The following is an 18,501-nucleotide window of genomic DNA, read 5'->3' as shown; positions in this document are numbered from 1 at the left end:
TTCAAAGTCTTTTTATCTCTTAATTTCGAGGATTTTGAAGATTTTGAGGGTTCCTTTTACGCCCCCTTATATATTTTTTTCAATCAAAAAAAATAAAAGTTATTATATTTCAATATGTTATTATTTTAATAATACAACCTATATCGACAAGATAACCCTAAATTCAACCCATAGTATATTTTTGAAGGTATTTTGAGGGTTTGAGAAACCTTCAAAACCTCTCTATAAAATTTGTAATAAAACCTATCAAAATACTCATTCTGATGTTTTTAAACACGTATTGCATTTGTCTTGATTAACACGTCAAACGATAAGCAAATTTCACTTCTTTGCTCATCTGGCTTGCGTCATAGGCTGTGGATAAAGTGCCTTTAAAACCCCTTTTGAAAAAATTATCCGCTTTTTCTGCATTTTTTTCTCATTTCGTTCAAAATGGATTTAATAAACCTCATTTTGATTCTTTTGAAAAGAATTAACCCTCTCATCTCAAAATGGAGCTCTGTTGTAATATGCTGCAATCTATTAAGCCTGATCATGAACACGTCTCTTTACGCTCTCTCTTAGAATTCTACCGTCAACAAGCAAAATCACCCCGTGAATTGGGAACGCTGTTTGAAAACCTTGTGAAGGCTTATTTATCTGAAGACCCTTTACAAAAGCAGGAATACGAAAAGGTTCAGACTTATTCGGAATGGGCTAAGGAACATGATGAAGATGGGCGTGATATCGGTATTGATCTGGTCGCTACAATCCGTGATGAGGGAGGTTATGCGGCTATTCAATGTAAATGCTATGATGCTTCTCACATCATTAAAAAAGAAGATATTAATAGCTTTATTGCTGCTTCTGGCAAAAAGATCTTCACGCGTCGCATTCTGGTTGATAGTACTGAGAGCAATTGGAGTGATAATGCTAACAACACGTGTGATGGACAAGAAGTTCGTATTCAACAGATTAATCTGTTTGATTTAGAAAACAGTCAAATTGATTGGGGGGCTTATAAAGAAAGAGGACAAGCCGTCCTTAAAGAACAACCGAAAAAAAAACTTTTAGATCATCAGATAGAAGCGCTTGAGAAAGTTTGTGAAGGTTTGCAAGAAGCAGACCGTGGCAAGCTTATTATGGCATGTGGTACAGGGAAGACCTTTACTAGTCTTAAGATAGCAGAAACCATAGCAGGAAAAGGCAAGCGTGTGTTGTTTCTGGTACCCTCCCTTGCTTTGATGTCACAAACAATTCGTGAATGGACCATTGATACAGAAATCCCCTTGCGTTCCTTTGCCGTGTGTTCGGATACACAAGTGGGCAAGCGTCGTAAAGGGAAACATGATGATGAATCTGGTCTTGATGCCTCTGATCTTGTCTTACCGGCGACAACGGATGCTGAAGAGCTTGCACGTAAAGCTAATAAAACCTCTCTTGATGTGATGACCGTGGTCTTTTCGACCTATCATTCCATTCAAGTGATTTCCGATGCGCAAAAGGAATATGATTTACCCGAATTTGATTTGATCATTTGTGATGAAGCACACCGTACAACTGGGGTTGTATTAGGAACAGACAAGCATGAATCTGAATTTATCAAGGTTCATGATAACAGCATCATTCAAGGCAAAAAACGCCTCTACATGACAGCAACCCCTAAGATCTTTGCTGATAGTGCCAAAAAGCAAGCCCATGAGATGAATGGTATTCTGGCGTCTATGGATGATGAAGCACTCTATGGGAAAGAGCTTTACACCTACACATTCTCTAAAGCCGTGAAGAATGAACTCTTAGTTCCTTATAAGATTATTGTCTTAGGTGTTAATGAAGAGGAAGTGAGTGAATCCATTCAACATCTGATGACCGATGAGAATTATGAACTTACCCTTGATGATAAAACCAAGATCATAGGCTGTTATCAAGCCTTGAGTAAAATAGATCTGAAGGTTGATTTAAGTGATGACCCCAATCCCATGCGGCGGGCTTTGGCTTTTTGTAAAGACATAAAAACGTCTGAACGTATCCGTGATACATTCAACTCTCAAGAGATACAGAAAGAATTGTATGGTATTCATAAGCTCTATAAAGAGAGCCCGCCTCTTCAATGTAGCTTTGCCCATATTGATGGAACACAAAGTGCCAAGAAACGCAATGAAGCCCTTGATTGGTTAAAGGAAGATGCGGGGGAAAACACTTGCCGTGTGCTCACCAATGTACGCTGTCTTTCTGAAGGTGTTGATGTTCCTGCTCTTGATGCCATTATGTTTTTACACCCGCGTAAAAGCCAAGTGGATGTGATACAAGCGGTGGGGCGTATCATGCGCCGTGCCAAAGGCAAGAAGAGAGGCTATATCATTTTACCCGTTGGGGTACCGGCTGGGATTTCTGCTGAAGAGGCTTTAAAATACAACAAGAGATACAGTGTTGTTTGGCAAGTGATCAATGCTTTGCTTTCCCATGATGAGAACTTTGAGGTAACCCTTAACCAGATGATTTTAGGTCAAGACGTTAGTCATACTTTAGAGATTGTAGCCTTAAAGAGTATGACGACGGTTGAAGATAAAATCCATGTTTATGAGAAACCAGAAAGCGCGGGGCTTGATATTGGAAAAGCAGCCTATGAACCACAAAAATACATTCATAGCGTAACAGGAAGATTACCCTTTTATAAAGAGTTTCCTAATGCCCTTAAAACCCTTTTGGCTAAGAAATTTACCCTTGCGGATTATTGGGGCATCTGGGCTGACAATGTCGCTGAAATTGCACAAAACCATATCAATCGTCTTAAAGATATACTTTCTGATAAAACCAGTGAAGCTTATCATGCTTTTGAGAACTTTCATAAAGAACTAAAAAACAACTTAAACAGCGATATCAAACAAGAGGAAGCGCTTGAGATGTTAGCACAACATCTTGTCACGCGCCCCGTGTTTGAAGCTTTGTTTGACGGCAATGAATTTGTCCAGAACAATAGCATCTCGCAAGCCATGGAAAAGATCTTAGCTGAATTGGATAAAACCAATATCAAACAAGTATCAAAAGAATTACAAGAGTTTTATGACAGTGTAAAATTCCGTGCCTCTGGAATTACTTCCCCCCAAGCAAGACAAAACCTTATTATTAAACTTTATGAAGACTTTTTTGCCAAGGCATTTAAGAAAACCACGGATAGGCTTGGGATTGTCTATACCCCCGTTGAGGTTGTGGATTTTATCATTCACTCTGTTGATGATGTTTTACGCAATGAATTTGGAAAAAGCCTAGGATCACGTGGTGTTTCTATTCTTGACCCTTTCACTGGAACTGGAACCTTTATCACACGGTTGTTACAATCAAATCTTATAAAACCAGAGGATATGGAATATAAATACCGTTATGATATCCATGCTAATGAGATTGTTCTTTTAGCTTATTACATAGCAGCCATTAACATTGAATCGACCTATCATAGTCTTATGAAAGGAGATTATATTCCCTTTAAGCATATTGGTTTGACTGATACATTCCGGATGCTTGAAGAAAAAAGTCTGCTACAAAAATTATTTAAAGAAAACAGTGAATATTTAGAACACCAGAAAAATCTGGATATCGAAGTTATTTTTGGTAATCCTCCTTATTCGGTAGGACAAAAAGACGAAAACGACAACGCAAAGAAGAGTCCTTATCCAATATTAGATAATCGTATCCGTGAGACCTACGCTGCTCAATCAAAAGCGAATCTATTGCAAGCACTTTATGATAATTATATCCGTGCTATTCGCTGGGCTAGTGACCGTATTAATAATGCGGGGGTAATCGGTTTTGTTTCTGGTTCTGGTTATATAGAAAAATCGACTATGGATAGTTTACGAAAATCTTTGGCTAAAGAATTTACGAGTATTTACGTGCTTAATTTACGGGGAGATATTCGTAAAAATATGATGAATAAAAATAATTCTCAAGAAGGAGAAAATATTTTTGGCAATGGAAGTATGACGGGTATCGCCATAACACTATTTATCAAAAATCCCAATATTTCTGGAGAGTGTAAAATTTACTATCACGACATTGGCCATAATCTCACGACAAAAGATAAACTTATAGCTCTCAAATACTTTGGTAGTGTGGGTGGCATTTCACGGAGTAAACAAGGTTGGCAAACGATTACACCAAACGAGCATGGGGATTGGATTAATCAACGTGATAACAGTTTTGCTAACTTTCTAACCTTGGGTGATAAGAAGGGTAATAATAAAAAGCTCTTTTATACCTATTCTTGTGGTCTAAAAACCAATCGTGACGCTTGGGCATATAATTCAAGTCATGCATCTTTATCAAAAAATATGTACAATATGATTGCCTTTTATAACAGCGAAGTTGAACGTTTTAATCATGCCTATTCACACGCTGACCATAAAACACGTATCAACATTGTAGATAATTTCGTCAATTCAGATGCAAGTAAAATTAGCTGGAGCCATAACATTAAACAAGAGTTGGTAAAAGGAAAGTTTTTTGAATTTGAAGATAAATGCCTTATTCAAAGTCTATATCGTCCTTTTACACAACACTGGCTTTATTATAACCGAATTTTCAATGATAGAGTCTATCAAATGCCGCGGATATTTCCTATGGGAAAAGCAGCTGAAAATAAGGTGATTCAAGTTGCTTCTGTAGGAACTATGAGTGGTTTTTCTGTACTTATGGCGAAGAATCTGCCTAACCTTCATGCAATAGATACAGGTCAATGCTTTCCACGCTATATTTATGAAGATACTACGGTTTCAAAAAGTAAAAGTGAAAAACAATCCCATTTATTTGCAAATACTACAGAAAATAGCAAAACGGCTGGTTTACAGAGGCGTGATGCCATTACTGATGAAGGGTTAGCACATTTTAAAGCTGCTTATCCGAATGAAACCATAACTAAAGATGATCTATTCTATTATGTTTACGGGCTCTTACATTCAGAAGATTATCGTGCCCGTTATGCTGATAATTTATGCAAAGAACTCCCTCGCATTCCTTGTGTAAAGAGTGCTGATGATTTTTGGATGTTTGTTACAGCAGGGCGTGAATTGGGTCATTTACACGTAAATTATGAAGATGTGGAACCTTATCCAGTAACCTTTAAAAAAGGCAATCCGAAACAAACTGATATCTCTAATCCAGAAAAGTTTTATTATGTAACTGAAATGAAATTCGCAAAAATTAAGGATAGTAAGGAAAAGGATAAATCGACAGTTATTTATAACAGCAATATCACAATAACAGACATTCCTCTTGAAGCTTATGAATATATCATCAATGGCAAGCCTGCTCTTGAATGGGTTATGGGACGTCAATGCGTTAAGACTGATAAAAAGAGTGGTATTGTGAATGATGCCAATCGCTATGCTGTTGAAACCATTGGAAACCCTGCATATCCATTGGAGTTATTCCAAAGGGTTATTACCGTAAGTTTAGAAACCATGAAAATCGTTAAAAACCTACCAAAATTAGAAATAAGAGAAACTGAATAAACTCATAAAGCATGCTCACATAATGGGCATGCTAATTTTATAAGGGGTATAGGGTCTTATAACTATAGATTTATATCCCTTTTATAAATTGCTTACATACAATCTTAAAAGGAATAATTTATCATGCGTTATTCTAAAAAGAAAAAACTTGCACTTTTAAACACCCTTATTTGGATTGCCTTTAAGAGATTATACCGTAATCTCAAATGAGTGCTTTATTGTTTTTAAAAGCCTTGTTTAAAGAGAGATTTGTATATTCATTTTCTTATATTACTTATAGGTTTTGAAGGTTTCTCAAACCCTCAAAATACCTTCAAAAATATACTATGGGTTGAATTTAAGGTTATCTTGTCGATATAGGTTGTATTATTAAAATAATAACATATTGAAATATAATAACTTTTATTTTTTTTGATTGAAAAAAATATATAAGGGGGCGTAAAAGGAACCCTCAAAATCTTCAAAATACTCAAAACTCATAACCATAATGATCTTGATAGCATTTCTTATGATTATACCCCCTTTCTTTTGAAAGGCTTTAAAAGATCACATGCTTTCATAAGACGTGTTTTAATCATTCTCTAAGATAATCATTTTGTCGGTTCAATTTACTGACAGATAACTGACAAATATATATTTACAGCTGTATTTAAGGTTGTATTGTCGATATGGGTTGTATCATTAAACTACTAACATATTGAAATATAATGTTTTTAATTTTTTCTCATTAAAAAAAAATAATATAGGGTCTAAAAAGAACTGACAAAAATGATAAAAGTCTATTAAAAGCGATTTTGCTAATCTCTATAGTTATCAATCTTTCTTTAGATGTTTTCATAACAGACTATAAATAACAATTATCCTTTCTCTTATGAAAATGAAAAATGATGCTGTGGCTATAAAGAATATAACAGCTATAGAGAATGCGTGAAAAAAGCAGGTTTTTATAATCACAATGCAAATGAAAGCGTTTTTATAAAGACAGTTCCTATAAAAGGCTGTTAAATTGCAAATGTGTTATAAAAGAAATTAACAGAAATCTTAAAAACCATTTAGTAAAAAAATAAGATAGGTTATAAAGATAAAAATACGCATAATGAGAGCGTTTCTAAATATTATAAATGTATAGATTCAAAAAAGAACGCTATCGTTTAAGAAAGTCCATAATATAGCTTTAAAAGACTATAATACAAAAGAAGCAATTAATAAGCATATAAATAATATTTACACACAATGAATTAAAAAAATCATAAAAAATATCAAAAAAGTTCATAAATTAATTGACAATAAATACGTATTTTGTTATATAAATAATCAAGTGATGAAAACACTTAACCGTAAGCGAATGGGTTGCGATAAACCTAATTCCCATTATAAAAACTGACTATCTTTTATGCTATGATTAGCATATATAACGATTTTGTCGGGTGTGGCTATGTTATACAATACCCTTTTATGGGGAAGGCATAGCAACGGACTTACGGCCGTGTTTTCAACACCCGGCGCCTTTATAGGCTGTCAATTGAAAACAATATTAACCCGTAAGGATTTAATTATGAAAAATATTTCAAAAAACACCCCCGTTATCTCTAAAATTGCTAATAAAACTGTACCTGCTAACAAACAAGAGCCTGCAAAAAAATACGAGTTTATTAATGACGGTGACTATGTAGATGGTCATTTCTTAACGCGAATTAGAGCTTTAAGAGATTTTGATGATGTCAAAAAAGGTGACCTCGGGGGGTATATTGAAAGTGAAGATAACCTATCGCATGAGGGCAATTGCTGGGTGTATAACAAAGCACGGGTTTTCCAAAATGCACGTGTTTTTGGTAATGCAAAGGTAAGAAGCTTTTTTGTAGACGTTTATGGCAATGCGCAAATTTATGGTAATGCTATTTTTGAAGGGATGACATTAAAGGACAATGCAAAGCTGTCGGGCAATGCACAAATTTATGATAACGCCCGTGTCACTGACCATGCTCATATTTCCGATAATGCTGTCATTTGTGATGATGCTCATGTTGGTGGCAATGCGAAAATAAGTGGCTCTGCTTATATCTGTGATGACTCGCGTGTTTTTGATGATGCGATTGTTTGTGATGCTCTTATCTCTGGCTCTTCTTATATTCATAGCAATGCCTTTTTAGAAGCGAATGAAGATATCTGTGATAATGAATATCCCGAATTTGGTAGCGAAGATGATTATTATCGTCATGAATATTATGCTGATTTTGAAGGCTATTATGATAATGATGATGATAACAGCGAATATGAAACTGATGCTGCTTAAATAAAGCGCGGGCGCGGCGGGGGTGCCTGCTTTTTAACCAAATTCTTTCATTCAAAAATTGAATCTTCTTATAAAGGAATTGTGCTATGCAAAAAAAGTTTGCACTCACAAATGAGACACGTGTATTAAATAATCAAACCCTTTATCGCATTAAAGCATTAAGAGACTTTGCTGATGTAAAGGCTGGGGATCTCGGTGGTTTTATCGAAAATGAAAGCAATCTCTCTCATGATGGCAATTGCTGGGTATATGATAATGCTTGTGTTGTAAAATCTGGTCGTGTTTATGAAAATGCAAGGGTCTATGGCAATGCTGCCATTGGTGGTTTTGTTTATGGCAATGCTCATGTATGTGATAAAACCCGCGTGTATTTTGAAGCTCATGTTTATGGCAATGCTCATCTTTCTCATAATGCTTGGATTTATAATAGTGCAAGGGTTTATGGGAATGCAAAATTATCTGGATGTGCACGTATTCATAGCAAGGCTGAGGTTTATGACAATGCTGTTGTGAGTGGTGCTGCAAAAATTTATGGCAAGGTTTATGACAATGCTAGCGTGGGTGGGTATGTTAAGGTCTACGGCTCTGTTTATGGGAATGCAAAAGTGACTGGTTATCACACCATTAGAGGTTTGGTACATGGCAATGCAAGATTAAAAAGAGATGGTTATTCATATGTTGAACAAAACATTTACTATGCATATGGGATTCCCGAAGATTGTGAAATTTATGAAAGCGATCACGTTGTAAAAATTATTGAAAACAAAGCAGCATAAATAAAAGCAGCGGCGTTGCGGGGGCGCCCCTCTTTTAAATTTTCCATTCCAAATTTTATCAACTCTTTATCACATTAGATTGTGAGGGTATCCTTATGTCTCAAAAATATAAGTTAACCAGTAAAATCAAAAAAATTAAACATGATGTTACAAGAAAAACTATCATTCTTTATCGTATTAAAGCATTAAAAGACTTTTCTGATGTTAAAGCAGGCGATTTAGGGGGCTTTATTGAAAAGGAAAGCAACCTTTCTCATAAGGGCAATTGCTGGGTTTACGATGAGGCATGTGCTTATGGGGCTGCATGCATTTATGAAAATGCAAAAATACGTCACAAAGCTCATGTGTGTGGTTATGTTTATGGTAACGCTGAAGTCTATGGAAAGGCTTTGGTATCTCAATATGCACAAGTTTACGACAATGCTTGTATTTATGATAACGCGCGCGTGTATGGTTTGGTTTATGGCAATGCCCATGTACATGGTAGTGCACGCATTTATGTTGATGCGCATATTTATGATCATGCCCATGTTTCTTACAATGCTTGGGTTTATAGCTATGCAAGGGTCTATGGTAATGCCAAGGTTTCAGGATGTACCTGTCTTTATAGCCATGCCAAGATATATAACCATGCGATTGTTCACGGTCGCACAAAAATTTATGGTTCTGTTTATGGGAATGCTCATGTGAGTGGTCGTGCTGAAATTTATGGCTCTGTCTATGGCAATGCCAAGATCTCACATTACGCTAAGGTTTGGGGAAAAGTTTATGGCAAGGCAAGGTTAAACAAACCAAATAAGGTCGCTGTAGTCCTTAAAGAATGTGAGGTTTACGAAAAAGATCATATTATAGATTTATCAAAACAAAATGATAATTAACAGGTGTGGGGGGCGCCTTTTTACCATTAACCTAACATAAAAGAGACAATGTAAAAAGAAAGCCGTGTCATGTAACGTGACGCGGCTGATGAATCAAGTGATGAGTGTAAAAATATGAATAACAGAAACCCTATATACAAAACCTATATTACACAAGTTAACCATTCTCTTTATTAAAACTTATCCAAAAGAACCTTATATCAAGCATTTGAATTATAGAGACTGTAAATGCTTGTTATAGCTATAACTGATTAATAATCCTCTCTAGGTAAAATATCCATTTGAAACAAAGCACAATCATCAAAATGCTTGCTAGGTTTATCAATACAATCAAAAGCAAATGTGTATTAAGTGAATGTCTGTAAAAACGTTCTTTTAAAATTTGTGAGGGCTATGTTTAAAAAGCAGTTTTTCATAAGACAAATAAACAACCGCTTTTATAAAATGAAGGTTTTTAAGATTTTCTCTGTTGTGAAATCTAGATCTTGTTTTTCGTAAATGAAACGTTTTTAAAAACAAATGATAACTATTATAAAACATCAGTTTCAAACGATTAAACGTTCATTTAGAAATGCTATGCATATTTTCACTTTTCTTTAAAATCTAATTTCTTTAAAAATTAGCCGGCTCAAATTTGAGTTGGCAATATTAACCATCCCAATTCTGGGGGGCGTTAACTTTAGAATAGAGCATTCTTTAAACAATATCGCTTTTGACTCCAAAATTGAGTAAAATCCCATGCCTTTATGATGTTACAATGATTTTGAATTTTGCTTGCTTATCTTAAAGAGCTGCCCCCAATTTTGGGGTGCCCCCATTTGGCTTCGTATTCTTAAACGATAACTGTTAAAACGTTGTTTGATAGCTTGCTTGCGTTATATCATTCAAAGGCTTTTGATTTCATATGACATAACGTTTTGAATTTCATACCTGCTATGTCTTACTCCGGTAAAAAAATACCGCGGTTATAAAATCGATCTTGTCTTTAAATCCTTTTATGCAATCTTATAAATGAAGCCTATAAGCTTATGAAAGTTTCAAAGGATTACTCTCTTATAGGATACTATAAGATCTTTAGATTTTGCGCTCCCCAATTTTGGGGACCGTTAATTTGTTTCTGTTTATACGATTAACAATCCAATCTTTAAAACAAGCTATGACCTTTAAACGTATGTTATTGAAAATTTCAAACGATTAAATTTTAAAACAGTGCGATTTTTGAGTGATAAAAACGTATCATAAAATTTATGAACTGTTATGAATGATAACTGCTTTTCATTTCATTTGAATACACACATGCGTTATAATATTTGCATCATGATTTGCTTTTTATGCTCTATTCATACGTGACAATCTTATCTAAAAAATGATCAAATGAATCACGTATAAAAGGATGGATTCTTAAGTGGATTCATATAAAATAATTGAACGCAACATATTGACTTTGTTGTATTTTTAGGTATACTGTGGTCTCTTCGTTAAACCATACAGAAGGTAAAATACGCCGCACCGCCTCTATACGCATTTTGACAGCACCAGCCCCTTGATTAGGGATCACTTGCGTTTCAAAACCTGCATCACTTAAAGCACTCTCAAAACTCACATTGTGTACACGGTCTCTCGTTGCACCATCATGGGGCAAAACCATCAATGCCTTCTCATAACCATTTTGACGCAACCAACCGATATGTTCGGATAACGGCTGCCCTTGTGCCTCATAATAATCCAGCACTCTGATCTCTCTGCCAATAAATTGCGCTATCCAAATCGCCGTTGCATCTGCCTTGGCTCCTGTCCCCCCAATATCCCAAAAGGCGCGTATCTGCATTAAAGGATCACGTGCAACACGCCCTATCCGCCCCTCCTGTTCAGCTGCTAACATCTCCTTTTGGTAATAAGCACCTTGAACGGCTGTAAGGTAAGCTCCCTCCCAAATATGCTTATAGGTCTCTGGACGGTTTCTCAAATCATCAAGACGCGCTTCATTCAAGATCTTAGGAAACTTGGGATTATCTGACCAATTAACCTCAACACGCTTAATCGCTTCATTGTCTGAAAAACGAAAGCGCCTTTCAACCGGGGCATTCTCCCGTAATGGGTTCCATGTTACCCATAATTCTGCACGCCATCCATCCCCTTCTTCACGCAACGTCGGTATAAGCGTCTGCCAAGCGGTCTCTGTGACAGGCTCTGCCTCATCAACCCAACAGAGCAAAATACGCCCCATCGACTTGATACTCGCAATATTACGGTCTAGTCCAGAAAACTGAAAGGCTATACGCCCATCATTTGACTTAATTGAAGATTCCCCAACCCTGTAATAATCCTTTAAAAAGTCATGGGCTTCAATAGCACGCTTAATCTCTTCCAAGGAACTTTCCGCAAGCGAATTTTGAAACTGACGTGCACAAAGAATGGTCCCCGATATCCCTCCTATACCAAATTGATACCCCTTTAACGCTGCCATCAAAGCAAAAGATCTTGTCTTTCCAGACCCGCGTCCACCCCAAGCCGCTCTGACCAAAGCATCCCCTGCAAAAAGAGAAATAAGCTTTGGAACAATCTTAATCTGTCTTGTCGTCATTTAATAAAGGAGCTATTTCTACACGCCCTATGATCTTCACGGCTCCCCCATTCTCTCCTGTCACTTGCAAGGGCAAAATCTTCCCAAGCAGTGCTAAATAAGCCGCGGGGCAATCCATTGCCTGCTTTTCTAAATAAGACACCAAACCCTCATTGCCTATTCTATTACCAGCATTTTCTGCTGCCTTCAGTACTGCTTCTTTAAGAACACGCGTGATTTTATTAGGGACACCTTTTACACGCCCTATGCCTGCTCTTGGTGGAATACGTTTTTTTATGGGCTGTAAAACCTGCTCTGTGTTTTCGGATGTCATAAATTCCTCCCTCCAGATAATAAAAAACCCCGCATTTGCGGGGATTTAAACTGTATCTCACCCTCATTTAGATACAATAAACCTAAGTACAGTGGTGTCATTAAATACAATTCGTTACAACTTGTCAACACAAAAATAACACGTATTGATATTTTTAAAACGAATCGATTAAACAGCGCTTATGAATAATTAAGGGTTCAAAATGATGAAATCATTATCTATAACACGCATCATAACATTTATAGCTTTCTTTTCTATATCAGCGCTACCCGCATCAGCATCATTTGGATTTATAGACAAATTGACGCGTATGTTTACAAGTGTAGATACTATAGAGAAGTATAATCAACTTTACGACAAATACGCGAGTGAAGAATATACTGGCTTTACGCATTTTAATAAGCTAAACCAAGCACAACAATTTGTATACAGCCGTGACTATCAGAATATATCTCCCAAATTTGATACTGTATTGCATCGTCACATACTCGTTATTTTATGTGGACGCTTTGTGAATTTATTACGGGGTGAGTATAATGAGGAAATGTCATGGGCAATGCTACCCAATGTAATAAGTCGTTTACGTTATGAACATAATTGGAGTGAAAGAGATTTTATGTGGGCATACAACGAATCCAATAACAGCAAAAATCCAATGATTTATTATGCAAAAAAATTTCTTAGTAATCCGACTGGAAGTGGCATTAGCCCCAAGACACAAATGATAGTTGTAGTATCTGACGTGAGTACCGGTGATTATGAAAACACTAAACGAGTCGCTAGATTTTGCAGAGACTTACCAACGATATATGATATAATGAAACCGTGATAGAGATTATCATTTAACGATTAAAATACTTCTGAAGCGCATTAAGAACAACCTTTAGCGAACTCACCAAATGCGGTAATTCTTGATCTTCACTAACAAAGATAAAGTCTGATGTTAATACCATATTTAAAGAAAATTGCCTTATTCGGAATAATAAGTATCTTTTTCACCGGTCATGTAAATAGCCAAACGTCAATAAAAAATAGTTATGGGGACAGACTACAAAATATGTGCATAGATGGCCAAATTCCTGTTTTGCGTGATGTACAAAATCCAGATTCTTTTATTACTTGTGTTTCAGAAGAAATATTGGGAGATACAGGTTTACCTAAAGACAAATTCAAACTAATTGCTACTAGCGAAGACAATTATAATAAAGCAATAAAAAGTCGTTTTAATAGAGATAAAACAATAGAGTGGTTCGTAATAGGCTTCGTAATGACGATTATAATTGCTATAATGTCTATTCTAATTAGCCTACTTTGGCGTTTTAAGTTCAAGATTTCCGCATATTTATTTGGAATAGTCACTCTATTATCTGTTATTGCTGTTCCTTTTATATTTTATTTGTGAAAATACTTATGAAGCGCATTAAGAACAACCTTTAGTGAGCTCACAAGGTGTGGTAATTTTTGATCTTCACTAACGAGATACTGTAGCGCGGCGTAAAGATTGTACTGTTTATAGAGACATTGCGCTTCTTTTATTGCCTCTTGTGTGTTTAAAAACTGCTCTGTTGCAAATTTTACCCATTTATCTCTTGCTGTATCATCAGAAGATGACGGCATTTCATCATAAATCGCGCTTGGCAAGCCCTTTGCACATAGATAGTCATTTCGTATCTGTAAATATTTTTGAGCAGCATCATATTGCTCTTGAGTAAGCACGCCTTTCAAACAAAGCCGCCCTATGTAGGTACTTGCAAGTGGATTTTTCGCATCTTGTAAGCTTAAACCAAAGCGCTTTGCACGTATTTCTATTGCTAATTTATCAATAGCTTCACGAGGTGTTTTTGACCGTGATAGACGTCCATTGGCTTCTCTTATATGCCCTGTGATTTTAGGGCGTCCCCTCTTTTTATTTTTTTTCACTTATACCCTCTGTTTAAAAAGAAACGCCATCATTTGCTACTGTAGGCATATCAAGAGGTCTGTAAATGCTTCTCTCATAAGAAGAGGACTGCTCTTGATTATCATCATTTTTGCTATCTAAGAGCTTTAAATCCCCTTTGTATTTTGGTAAAATAACCTCTGTTATATAACGATCAACACCGTTTTTATCTTGCCATTTACGGGTTTGCAATTGCCCCTCTAGATACACTTTAGAGCCTTTGTGAAAATACTGAAGCGCTATTTTTACCAATTGTGAATTAAAAATAACAATGGAATGCCATTCTATTTTGTCTATTTTCTTATTACTTGCCTTATCGGTATAGCTTTCGGTGGTAGCTAAACGAAAACTCACCATTTCGCTACCAGTAGACATTATTTTACTTTCAGGATGAGAGCCAATATAGCCAATTAAAATCACTTTATTAAGCATTCGCTTTAGATCCATTAATAGGAATAACACATAACAATACAAAGAACGTATAACCAGCCATTATTATAACACATTATAGGCTATAGTTACAAACGAAATTATTGTTACAAGCTATTGAATCTAAAGAATGAATCCCATTTTTAGTTTGCTTGATTTATTGCTTTTTTATACAAATTATGTATTATAGAGATATTCGTCTCATTAGGATGTCAAAAGGACATCACGCATTACAAAACAGAAGCCGTGTCAAAAGCAATTGATACGGCTTTGTTGCATTTGCATATAATTAAGAAAATCAAGATTTAAGATTATGATGATGTTAGATAAAAAGAAAACCCTTTCACGTAATACATGAGCAAGGGCTTTCCACTTTTTAAATCTGTATGTTGTATAGCAGATTATGAATAAATTGGCAATATTGAATTCACAATGATATCTTAAAACGAAGATTTGTTTTTTACTAAAAGGAAAACACTTAGAATAACGTCGCTATTAAAAGCAAGCATCATTTACTTTAAGAGCAATTTGATAAAAATTGTATTGCGTTTATACATAAAATATGTAATTTAGAACCATATCACTAAAGTGATATCTCCTTTATTGTTAGTTAGTTTTTCATATTTCTCTAGATTCAAAGCCGTATCATTTCATTTTGATACGGTTTTTTCTTAATCATGCTTGCCATTATACACAAAATGTGTAATATAGATTTGATGTTGATTAAATATTGTGTATTGCGTAAAAAGCCGCGTTCATTAAGGACACGGCTTTCTTTTTTCTGTTTAAGACCAGACCCCAAACCCCTTATTTATGCTGTTTTTTCTAAAGTTTCTTCACTAACATCAGTATCTTTATAAACTCTTTTATTGCCTTTAATAACGGCATTCCCAAAAACTTTTACAGAGAAATAAACCTTCACTTTTCCTTGAATGCACGCATTATCATAAATCTCCGCCTCGGGATAAATACAAGCCGACCCCGATATTTTTGCATTCCCATAAATAAAGCCACCAACACAAGCGCTATTCAAAATTTTTGCATTGTCATAAACCTTTGCTTCTGGAGATACCATGGCTTTATTACAAACAATGGCATTCCCATAAATTTCACCACAAATTGCTGCATTATCACATATTTTTGCATTACCGTGAATATAAGCAGTCTTTTCAAGAACCCGCGCCTTATCACTAACTACTGCATTTCCTGCTACCCTTGCTTCCATAAAAACACAAGCGTTATTACGTATTTTTGCATTTTCACTAACAATAGCACCATGTGAAACGGCGGCATTATCGTATATCCAACAATTGCCATCATGAGAGAGATTGCTTTCATTTTCAATAAAACCACCTAAATCACCAGCCTTTACATCATCGAAATTCCTTAAAGCACGAATGCGGTATAAAGTAATCCCTTCAATATCGTAAGTTTCATTTGTAAGTTCATATTTTTTAGATACAGTTGTAGTGGTCATAGGTTGCTCCCTAATCTAATATTCGTTAAATTTTTAAATGAGATGTTTTAAAGGGGGCGCCCCCGCCGCGCCCGCGTGCCATTTACGCTGCTTTATTTTCAAAATTACTGCATATTTCCATGGATTTGCTCTCTTAAATATGCTAGTCCTTTAGATGTTATCTTTGTTGATGGTACTGTCTTTTCTGTACCATCATTTTTTTGAATAGTGATAGTTGTGCAATCCATAAGACCTTTTTGTATTTTATCTTGATATGGTAATAATGGACCGCTTGGTACTCTTTTGTAAACCCAACCATATCTTCTTAGGTAATCTGATAAATCTTTAGGTCTTACTTCTAAGATTTTCGCAGCATCTATAATACCAAACAAGCCATCCGAACGTGTTAAACCTTCAAGAGCTATTGCTTTCGGTTTTAATTCTGCAATGACATGATCTTTCTGTTCGATTTGACCTTGCAAGTAATTTAAAAAACCAATCATCGCTTGTGGACTTGAGTAATCGATTTGTGGTGTTGTTACTTGCTTTGCACGCCGTTCGCATTCGATAAAGTATTCTCTTGCTTCATGCCCTTTATCATTACGCTCTATCATTGAAAGGTGTTTTGCCATGTCTAAGGTAATGTAATATTCTTTCATTTGCGCACCCCGGTAAAAATTTACCGCGGTTACAAAATCTATATTTTCCCGAAACTTACATTCTTTAATACGATTTTTTATCCAGTTTCTAAATTCAGATTTTATCTCTAAAAACGCATGCAAATCACGTGCATTTACTGTTTGAACTAATTCATTATTAATTTCGGTTTGATTGATGTCGATTAAATATTGCGACATAGTATTGTCTCCTGTGTAAAATTAAGTTGCTTCTATTGACACACAATAAAGAATGCCGGGCGCTAGAAACACAGTACACAGTCTGTTGTTACGCTTTTCTCATAAGAGTATTGTATGGCATAACCACACCCGACAATCCCCTCTATATGCTATAAAGCATACTTGAGTCAAAACTTTACACGTTATGGAGGCAAGATTGATTATAAAACCCATCCACTATGTACTTTTAATGTTTCTAGCACTTACTGATTCGTTTAACAGAGTGATTCGATTTATGTCAATATGTATTTTACTATTTTTTAACTTTTTTTATTTCGATACTTACATCATTGAATCTAAAGTTAAAAAGCAGGCGCCCCCCACGCGCCCGTGCGTTATTTAAGCTGCCTCATTAATGCTATGTACATTATCAAAATTAGGTTTGTAGGCTTTCAAAAGAGGAACTATTAATTGAATTGGTTCAGAATGACCAAACTCTGTAATGATTGCTAAGATTTTTGTAAAATTAGGCATTTCGTTTTGTAATTTTAAAACCAAAACTTTTTCTAGAACAACCATCAGTTTCACTAAAGATTCACTATATTCGTCTTCAGTATAATCAGTGTTAGCTTCTTTAAACACTGCCATCCACAAATCACATAAGAAATCAGTGGTTATTTGGATCTCATTTTTTGTCATAATAAATTCTTTCTATTGGTTAGAAGTTTTTAATTGACAGCCCATAAGGGCGCCGGGTGCTAAAAACACGGCCAATAGTCCGCCGCTATACTTTTCCCTCGCGAAGGGTATTGTATGGTATAGCTACACCCGACATAAATCGTTATATGCTAATGAAAGCATAAAAGAAAGCCAGTTTTTTTAAATAGGAGAAACCTTATCGTGGTCTATCCGCTATTGGATTCGTGGTTTTTAAGCACTTGCCAATCTCTTTAAACAAACCCGCCTTTAAAGTCAATACGTATTTTTTATTTTTTGCATTTTTTCCTGTTTTGATATTTACCCAATTGAATATCAAGTGCTTTTTCTAACTCGCGATCTATATCATCATCATAAGCTTGTGAATAACTCTTCTCCCCTTCATTGCTAATCTCACAAATCAAACGGTCTTTCATTGTGCGTTTTTTGATTTTCTTATTAACCTCATTAATCAGCGCTTCACAACTCAATACGCTTCTTGGCAAATCACCACCGTATATCCACGCTTTCACTTGCGCCTTGCTACTGTAATCTACAGTTTCAGGCATCTCATGATATTGGCCACCTTCAAATTCTTCGTATTCTCTCATTCCATCATCATATTCGTAAAGATTGTAAAAATATTCTGCTACTCCTAACCCCCACGGGGCATGCCCTCTTATCGTTGCAACAAACTTTTTTTGCATGGGCGGTTTATGATTTGTTAAGAATAAATGTTTAAAAAAACCCATATCTTTTAATTCCAGTTTGTATTTTGTCGCTATAGTCTATTTACCTTAAATTTAACTGTACAA

At 35.5% G+C, this 18,501-nt stretch carries 14 protein-coding genes; 6 read left to right on the top strand and 8 right to left on the bottom strand.

Features of this window, described 5'->3' with window-relative positions:
• Positions 1 to 509: 509 nt before the first annotated feature.
• The 4 genes from K3248_RS03135 (at position 510) to K3248_RS03120 (ending at position 9,433) form a co-directional block, all read left to right on the top strand.
• The gene (locus tag K3248_RS03135; RefSeq protein ID WP_220716908.1) at positions 510 to 5,486 is read left to right on the top strand and encodes a DEAD/DEAH box helicase; all 4,977 of its coding nucleotides are present in this window, start codon (positions 510 to 512) and stop codon (positions 5,484 to 5,486) included.
• Positions 5,487 to 7,041: 1,555 nt separating this feature from the next.
• Positions 7,042 to 7,779 carry an LbetaH domain-containing protein gene (locus K3248_RS03130; RefSeq protein ID WP_220716907.1) on the top strand — a complete coding sequence of 246 codons (738 nt, stop codon included), beginning with the start codon at positions 7,042 to 7,044 and terminating at the stop codon, positions 7,777 to 7,779.
• A gap of 86 nt (positions 7,780 to 7,865) precedes the next feature.
• Entirely contained in the window at positions 7,866 to 8,555 is a 690-nt protein-coding gene (locus K3248_RS03125; protein ID WP_220716906.1) for a hypothetical protein, read from the top strand.
• A gap of 95 nt (positions 8,556 to 8,650) precedes the next feature.
• Positions 8,651 to 9,433: a hypothetical protein gene (locus K3248_RS03120; RefSeq protein ID WP_220716905.1), complete on the top strand. Its 783-nt coding sequence runs from the start codon at positions 8,651 to 8,653 to the stop codon at positions 9,431 to 9,433.
• Between the two features lie 1,411 nt (positions 9,434 to 10,844).
• On the opposite strand, the gene K3248_RS03115 is transcribed toward K3248_RS03120, so the two are convergent.
• Together K3248_RS03115 and K3248_RS03110 are read right to left on the bottom strand one after the other, a co-directional pair.
• Positions 10,845 to 12,017, bottom strand: coding sequence for a PBSX family phage terminase large subunit (locus K3248_RS03115; RefSeq protein ID WP_220716904.1), 1,173 nt, complete (start codon positions 12,015 to 12,017; stop codon positions 10,845 to 10,847).
• The gene (locus tag K3248_RS03110; protein ID WP_220716903.1) at positions 11,998 to 12,330 is read right to left on the bottom strand and encodes a hypothetical protein; all 333 of its coding nucleotides are present in this window, start codon (positions 12,328 to 12,330) and stop codon (positions 11,998 to 12,000) included. The genes K3248_RS03115 and K3248_RS03110 overlap by 20 nt, the downstream gene beginning before the upstream one ends.
• Before the next feature lie 205 nt (positions 12,331 to 12,535).
• Here K3248_RS03110 and K3248_RS03105 point away from each other — a divergent pair, with 205 nt between their 5' ends.
• Complete coding sequence (locus K3248_RS03105; protein WP_220717146.1) at positions 12,536 to 13,159, top strand: hypothetical protein; 624 nt, start codon at positions 12,536 to 12,538, stop codon at positions 13,157 to 13,159.
• A 111-nt stretch (positions 13,160 to 13,270) separates the two neighbouring features.
• Positions 13,271 to 13,732 (top strand): hypothetical protein, encoded by a 462-nt coding sequence (locus tag K3248_RS03100; protein WP_220716902.1) that lies wholly within the window; start codon positions 13,271 to 13,273, stop codon positions 13,730 to 13,732.
• On the opposite strand, the gene K3248_RS03095 is transcribed toward K3248_RS03100, so the two are convergent.
• The 6 genes from K3248_RS03095 to K3248_RS03070 all read right to left on the bottom strand — a co-directional run bounded on the left by K3248_RS03095 (position 13,723) and on the right by K3248_RS03070 (position 18,438).
• Entirely contained in the window at positions 13,723 to 14,250 is a 528-nt protein-coding gene (locus tag K3248_RS03095) for a hypothetical protein (RefSeq protein WP_220716901.1), read from the bottom strand. The genes K3248_RS03100 and K3248_RS03095 overlap by 10 nt on opposite strands.
• 13 nt (positions 14,251 to 14,263) lie before the next feature.
• Positions 14,264 to 14,701 (bottom strand): single-stranded DNA-binding protein, encoded by a 438-nt coding sequence (gene ssb / locus K3248_RS03090; RefSeq protein ID WP_220716900.1) that lies wholly within the window; start codon positions 14,699 to 14,701, stop codon positions 14,264 to 14,266.
• Between the two features lie 808 nt (positions 14,702 to 15,509).
• Positions 15,510 to 16,175, bottom strand: a complete 666-nt coding sequence (locus K3248_RS03085) for a hypothetical protein (RefSeq protein WP_220716899.1) — start codon at positions 16,173 to 16,175, stop codon at positions 15,510 to 15,512.
• A gap of 104 nt (positions 16,176 to 16,279) precedes the next feature.
• Positions 16,280 to 17,011, bottom strand: coding sequence for a phage antirepressor KilAC domain-containing protein (locus tag K3248_RS03080; protein ID WP_220716898.1), 732 nt, complete (start codon positions 17,009 to 17,011; stop codon positions 16,280 to 16,282).
• Positions 17,012 to 17,389: 378 nt separating this feature from the next.
• Positions 17,390 to 17,689, bottom strand: coding sequence for a hypothetical protein (locus K3248_RS03075; RefSeq protein WP_220716897.1), 300 nt, complete (start codon positions 17,687 to 17,689; stop codon positions 17,390 to 17,392).
• 287 nt (positions 17,690 to 17,976) lie between these two features.
• Positions 17,977 to 18,438 carry a hypothetical protein gene (locus K3248_RS03070; protein WP_220716896.1) on the bottom strand — a complete coding sequence of 154 codons (462 nt, stop codon included), beginning with the start codon at positions 18,436 to 18,438 and terminating at the stop codon, positions 17,977 to 17,979.
• Positions 18,439 to 18,501: the final 63 nt, after the last annotated feature.

The sequence above is a fragment of the Bartonella raoultii genome (genome assembly GCF_019659805.1).
GTDB classification, from domain to species: domain Bacteria; phylum Pseudomonadota; class Alphaproteobacteria; order Rhizobiales; family Rhizobiaceae; genus Bartonella; species Bartonella raoultii.
This window is presented reverse-complemented; position numbering and strand designations above follow the sequence as displayed.

Bases quoted from the DNA above. Each gene is read 5' to 3' on its own strand.
- K3248_RS03135 (WP_220716908.1), top strand. From the start codon at position 510: ATGCTGCAATCTATTAAGCCTGATCATGAACACGTCTCTTTACGCTCT.
- K3248_RS03130 (WP_220716907.1), top strand. From the start codon at position 7,042: ATGAAAAATATTTCAAAAAACACCCCCGTTATCTCTAAAATTGCTAAT.
- K3248_RS03125 (WP_220716906.1), top strand. From the start codon at position 7,866: ATGCAAAAAAAGTTTGCACTCACAAATGAGACACGTGTATTAAATAAT.
- K3248_RS03120 (WP_220716905.1), top strand. From the start codon at position 8,651: ATGTCTCAAAAATATAAGTTAACCAGTAAAATCAAAAAAATTAAACAT.
- K3248_RS03115 (WP_220716904.1), bottom strand. From the start codon at position 12,017: ATGACGACAAGACAGATTAAGATTGTTCCAAAGCTTATTTCTCTTTTT.
- K3248_RS03110 (WP_220716903.1), bottom strand. From the start codon at position 12,330: ATGACATCCGAAAACACAGAGCAGGTTTTACAGCCCATAAAAAAACGT.
- K3248_RS03105 (WP_220717146.1), top strand. From the start codon at position 12,536: ATGAAATCATTATCTATAACACGCATCATAACATTTATAGCTTTCTTT.
- K3248_RS03100 (WP_220716902.1), top strand. From the start codon at position 13,271: ATGTTAATACCATATTTAAAGAAAATTGCCTTATTCGGAATAATAAGT.
- ssb (WP_220716900.1), bottom strand. From the start codon at position 14,701: ATGCTTAATAAAGTGATTTTAATTGGCTATATTGGCTCTCATCCTGAA.
- K3248_RS03085 (WP_220716899.1), bottom strand. From the start codon at position 16,175: ATGACCACTACAACTGTATCTAAAAAATATGAACTTACAAATGAAACT.
- K3248_RS03080 (WP_220716898.1), bottom strand. From the start codon at position 17,011: ATGTCGCAATATTTAATCGACATCAATCAAACCGAAATTAATAATGAA.
- K3248_RS03075 (WP_220716897.1), bottom strand. From the start codon at position 17,689: ATGACAAAAAATGAGATCCAAATAACCACTGATTTCTTATGTGATTTG.
- K3248_RS03070 (WP_220716896.1), bottom strand. From the start codon at position 18,438: ATGGGTTTTTTTAAACATTTATTCTTAACAAATCATAAACCGCCCATG.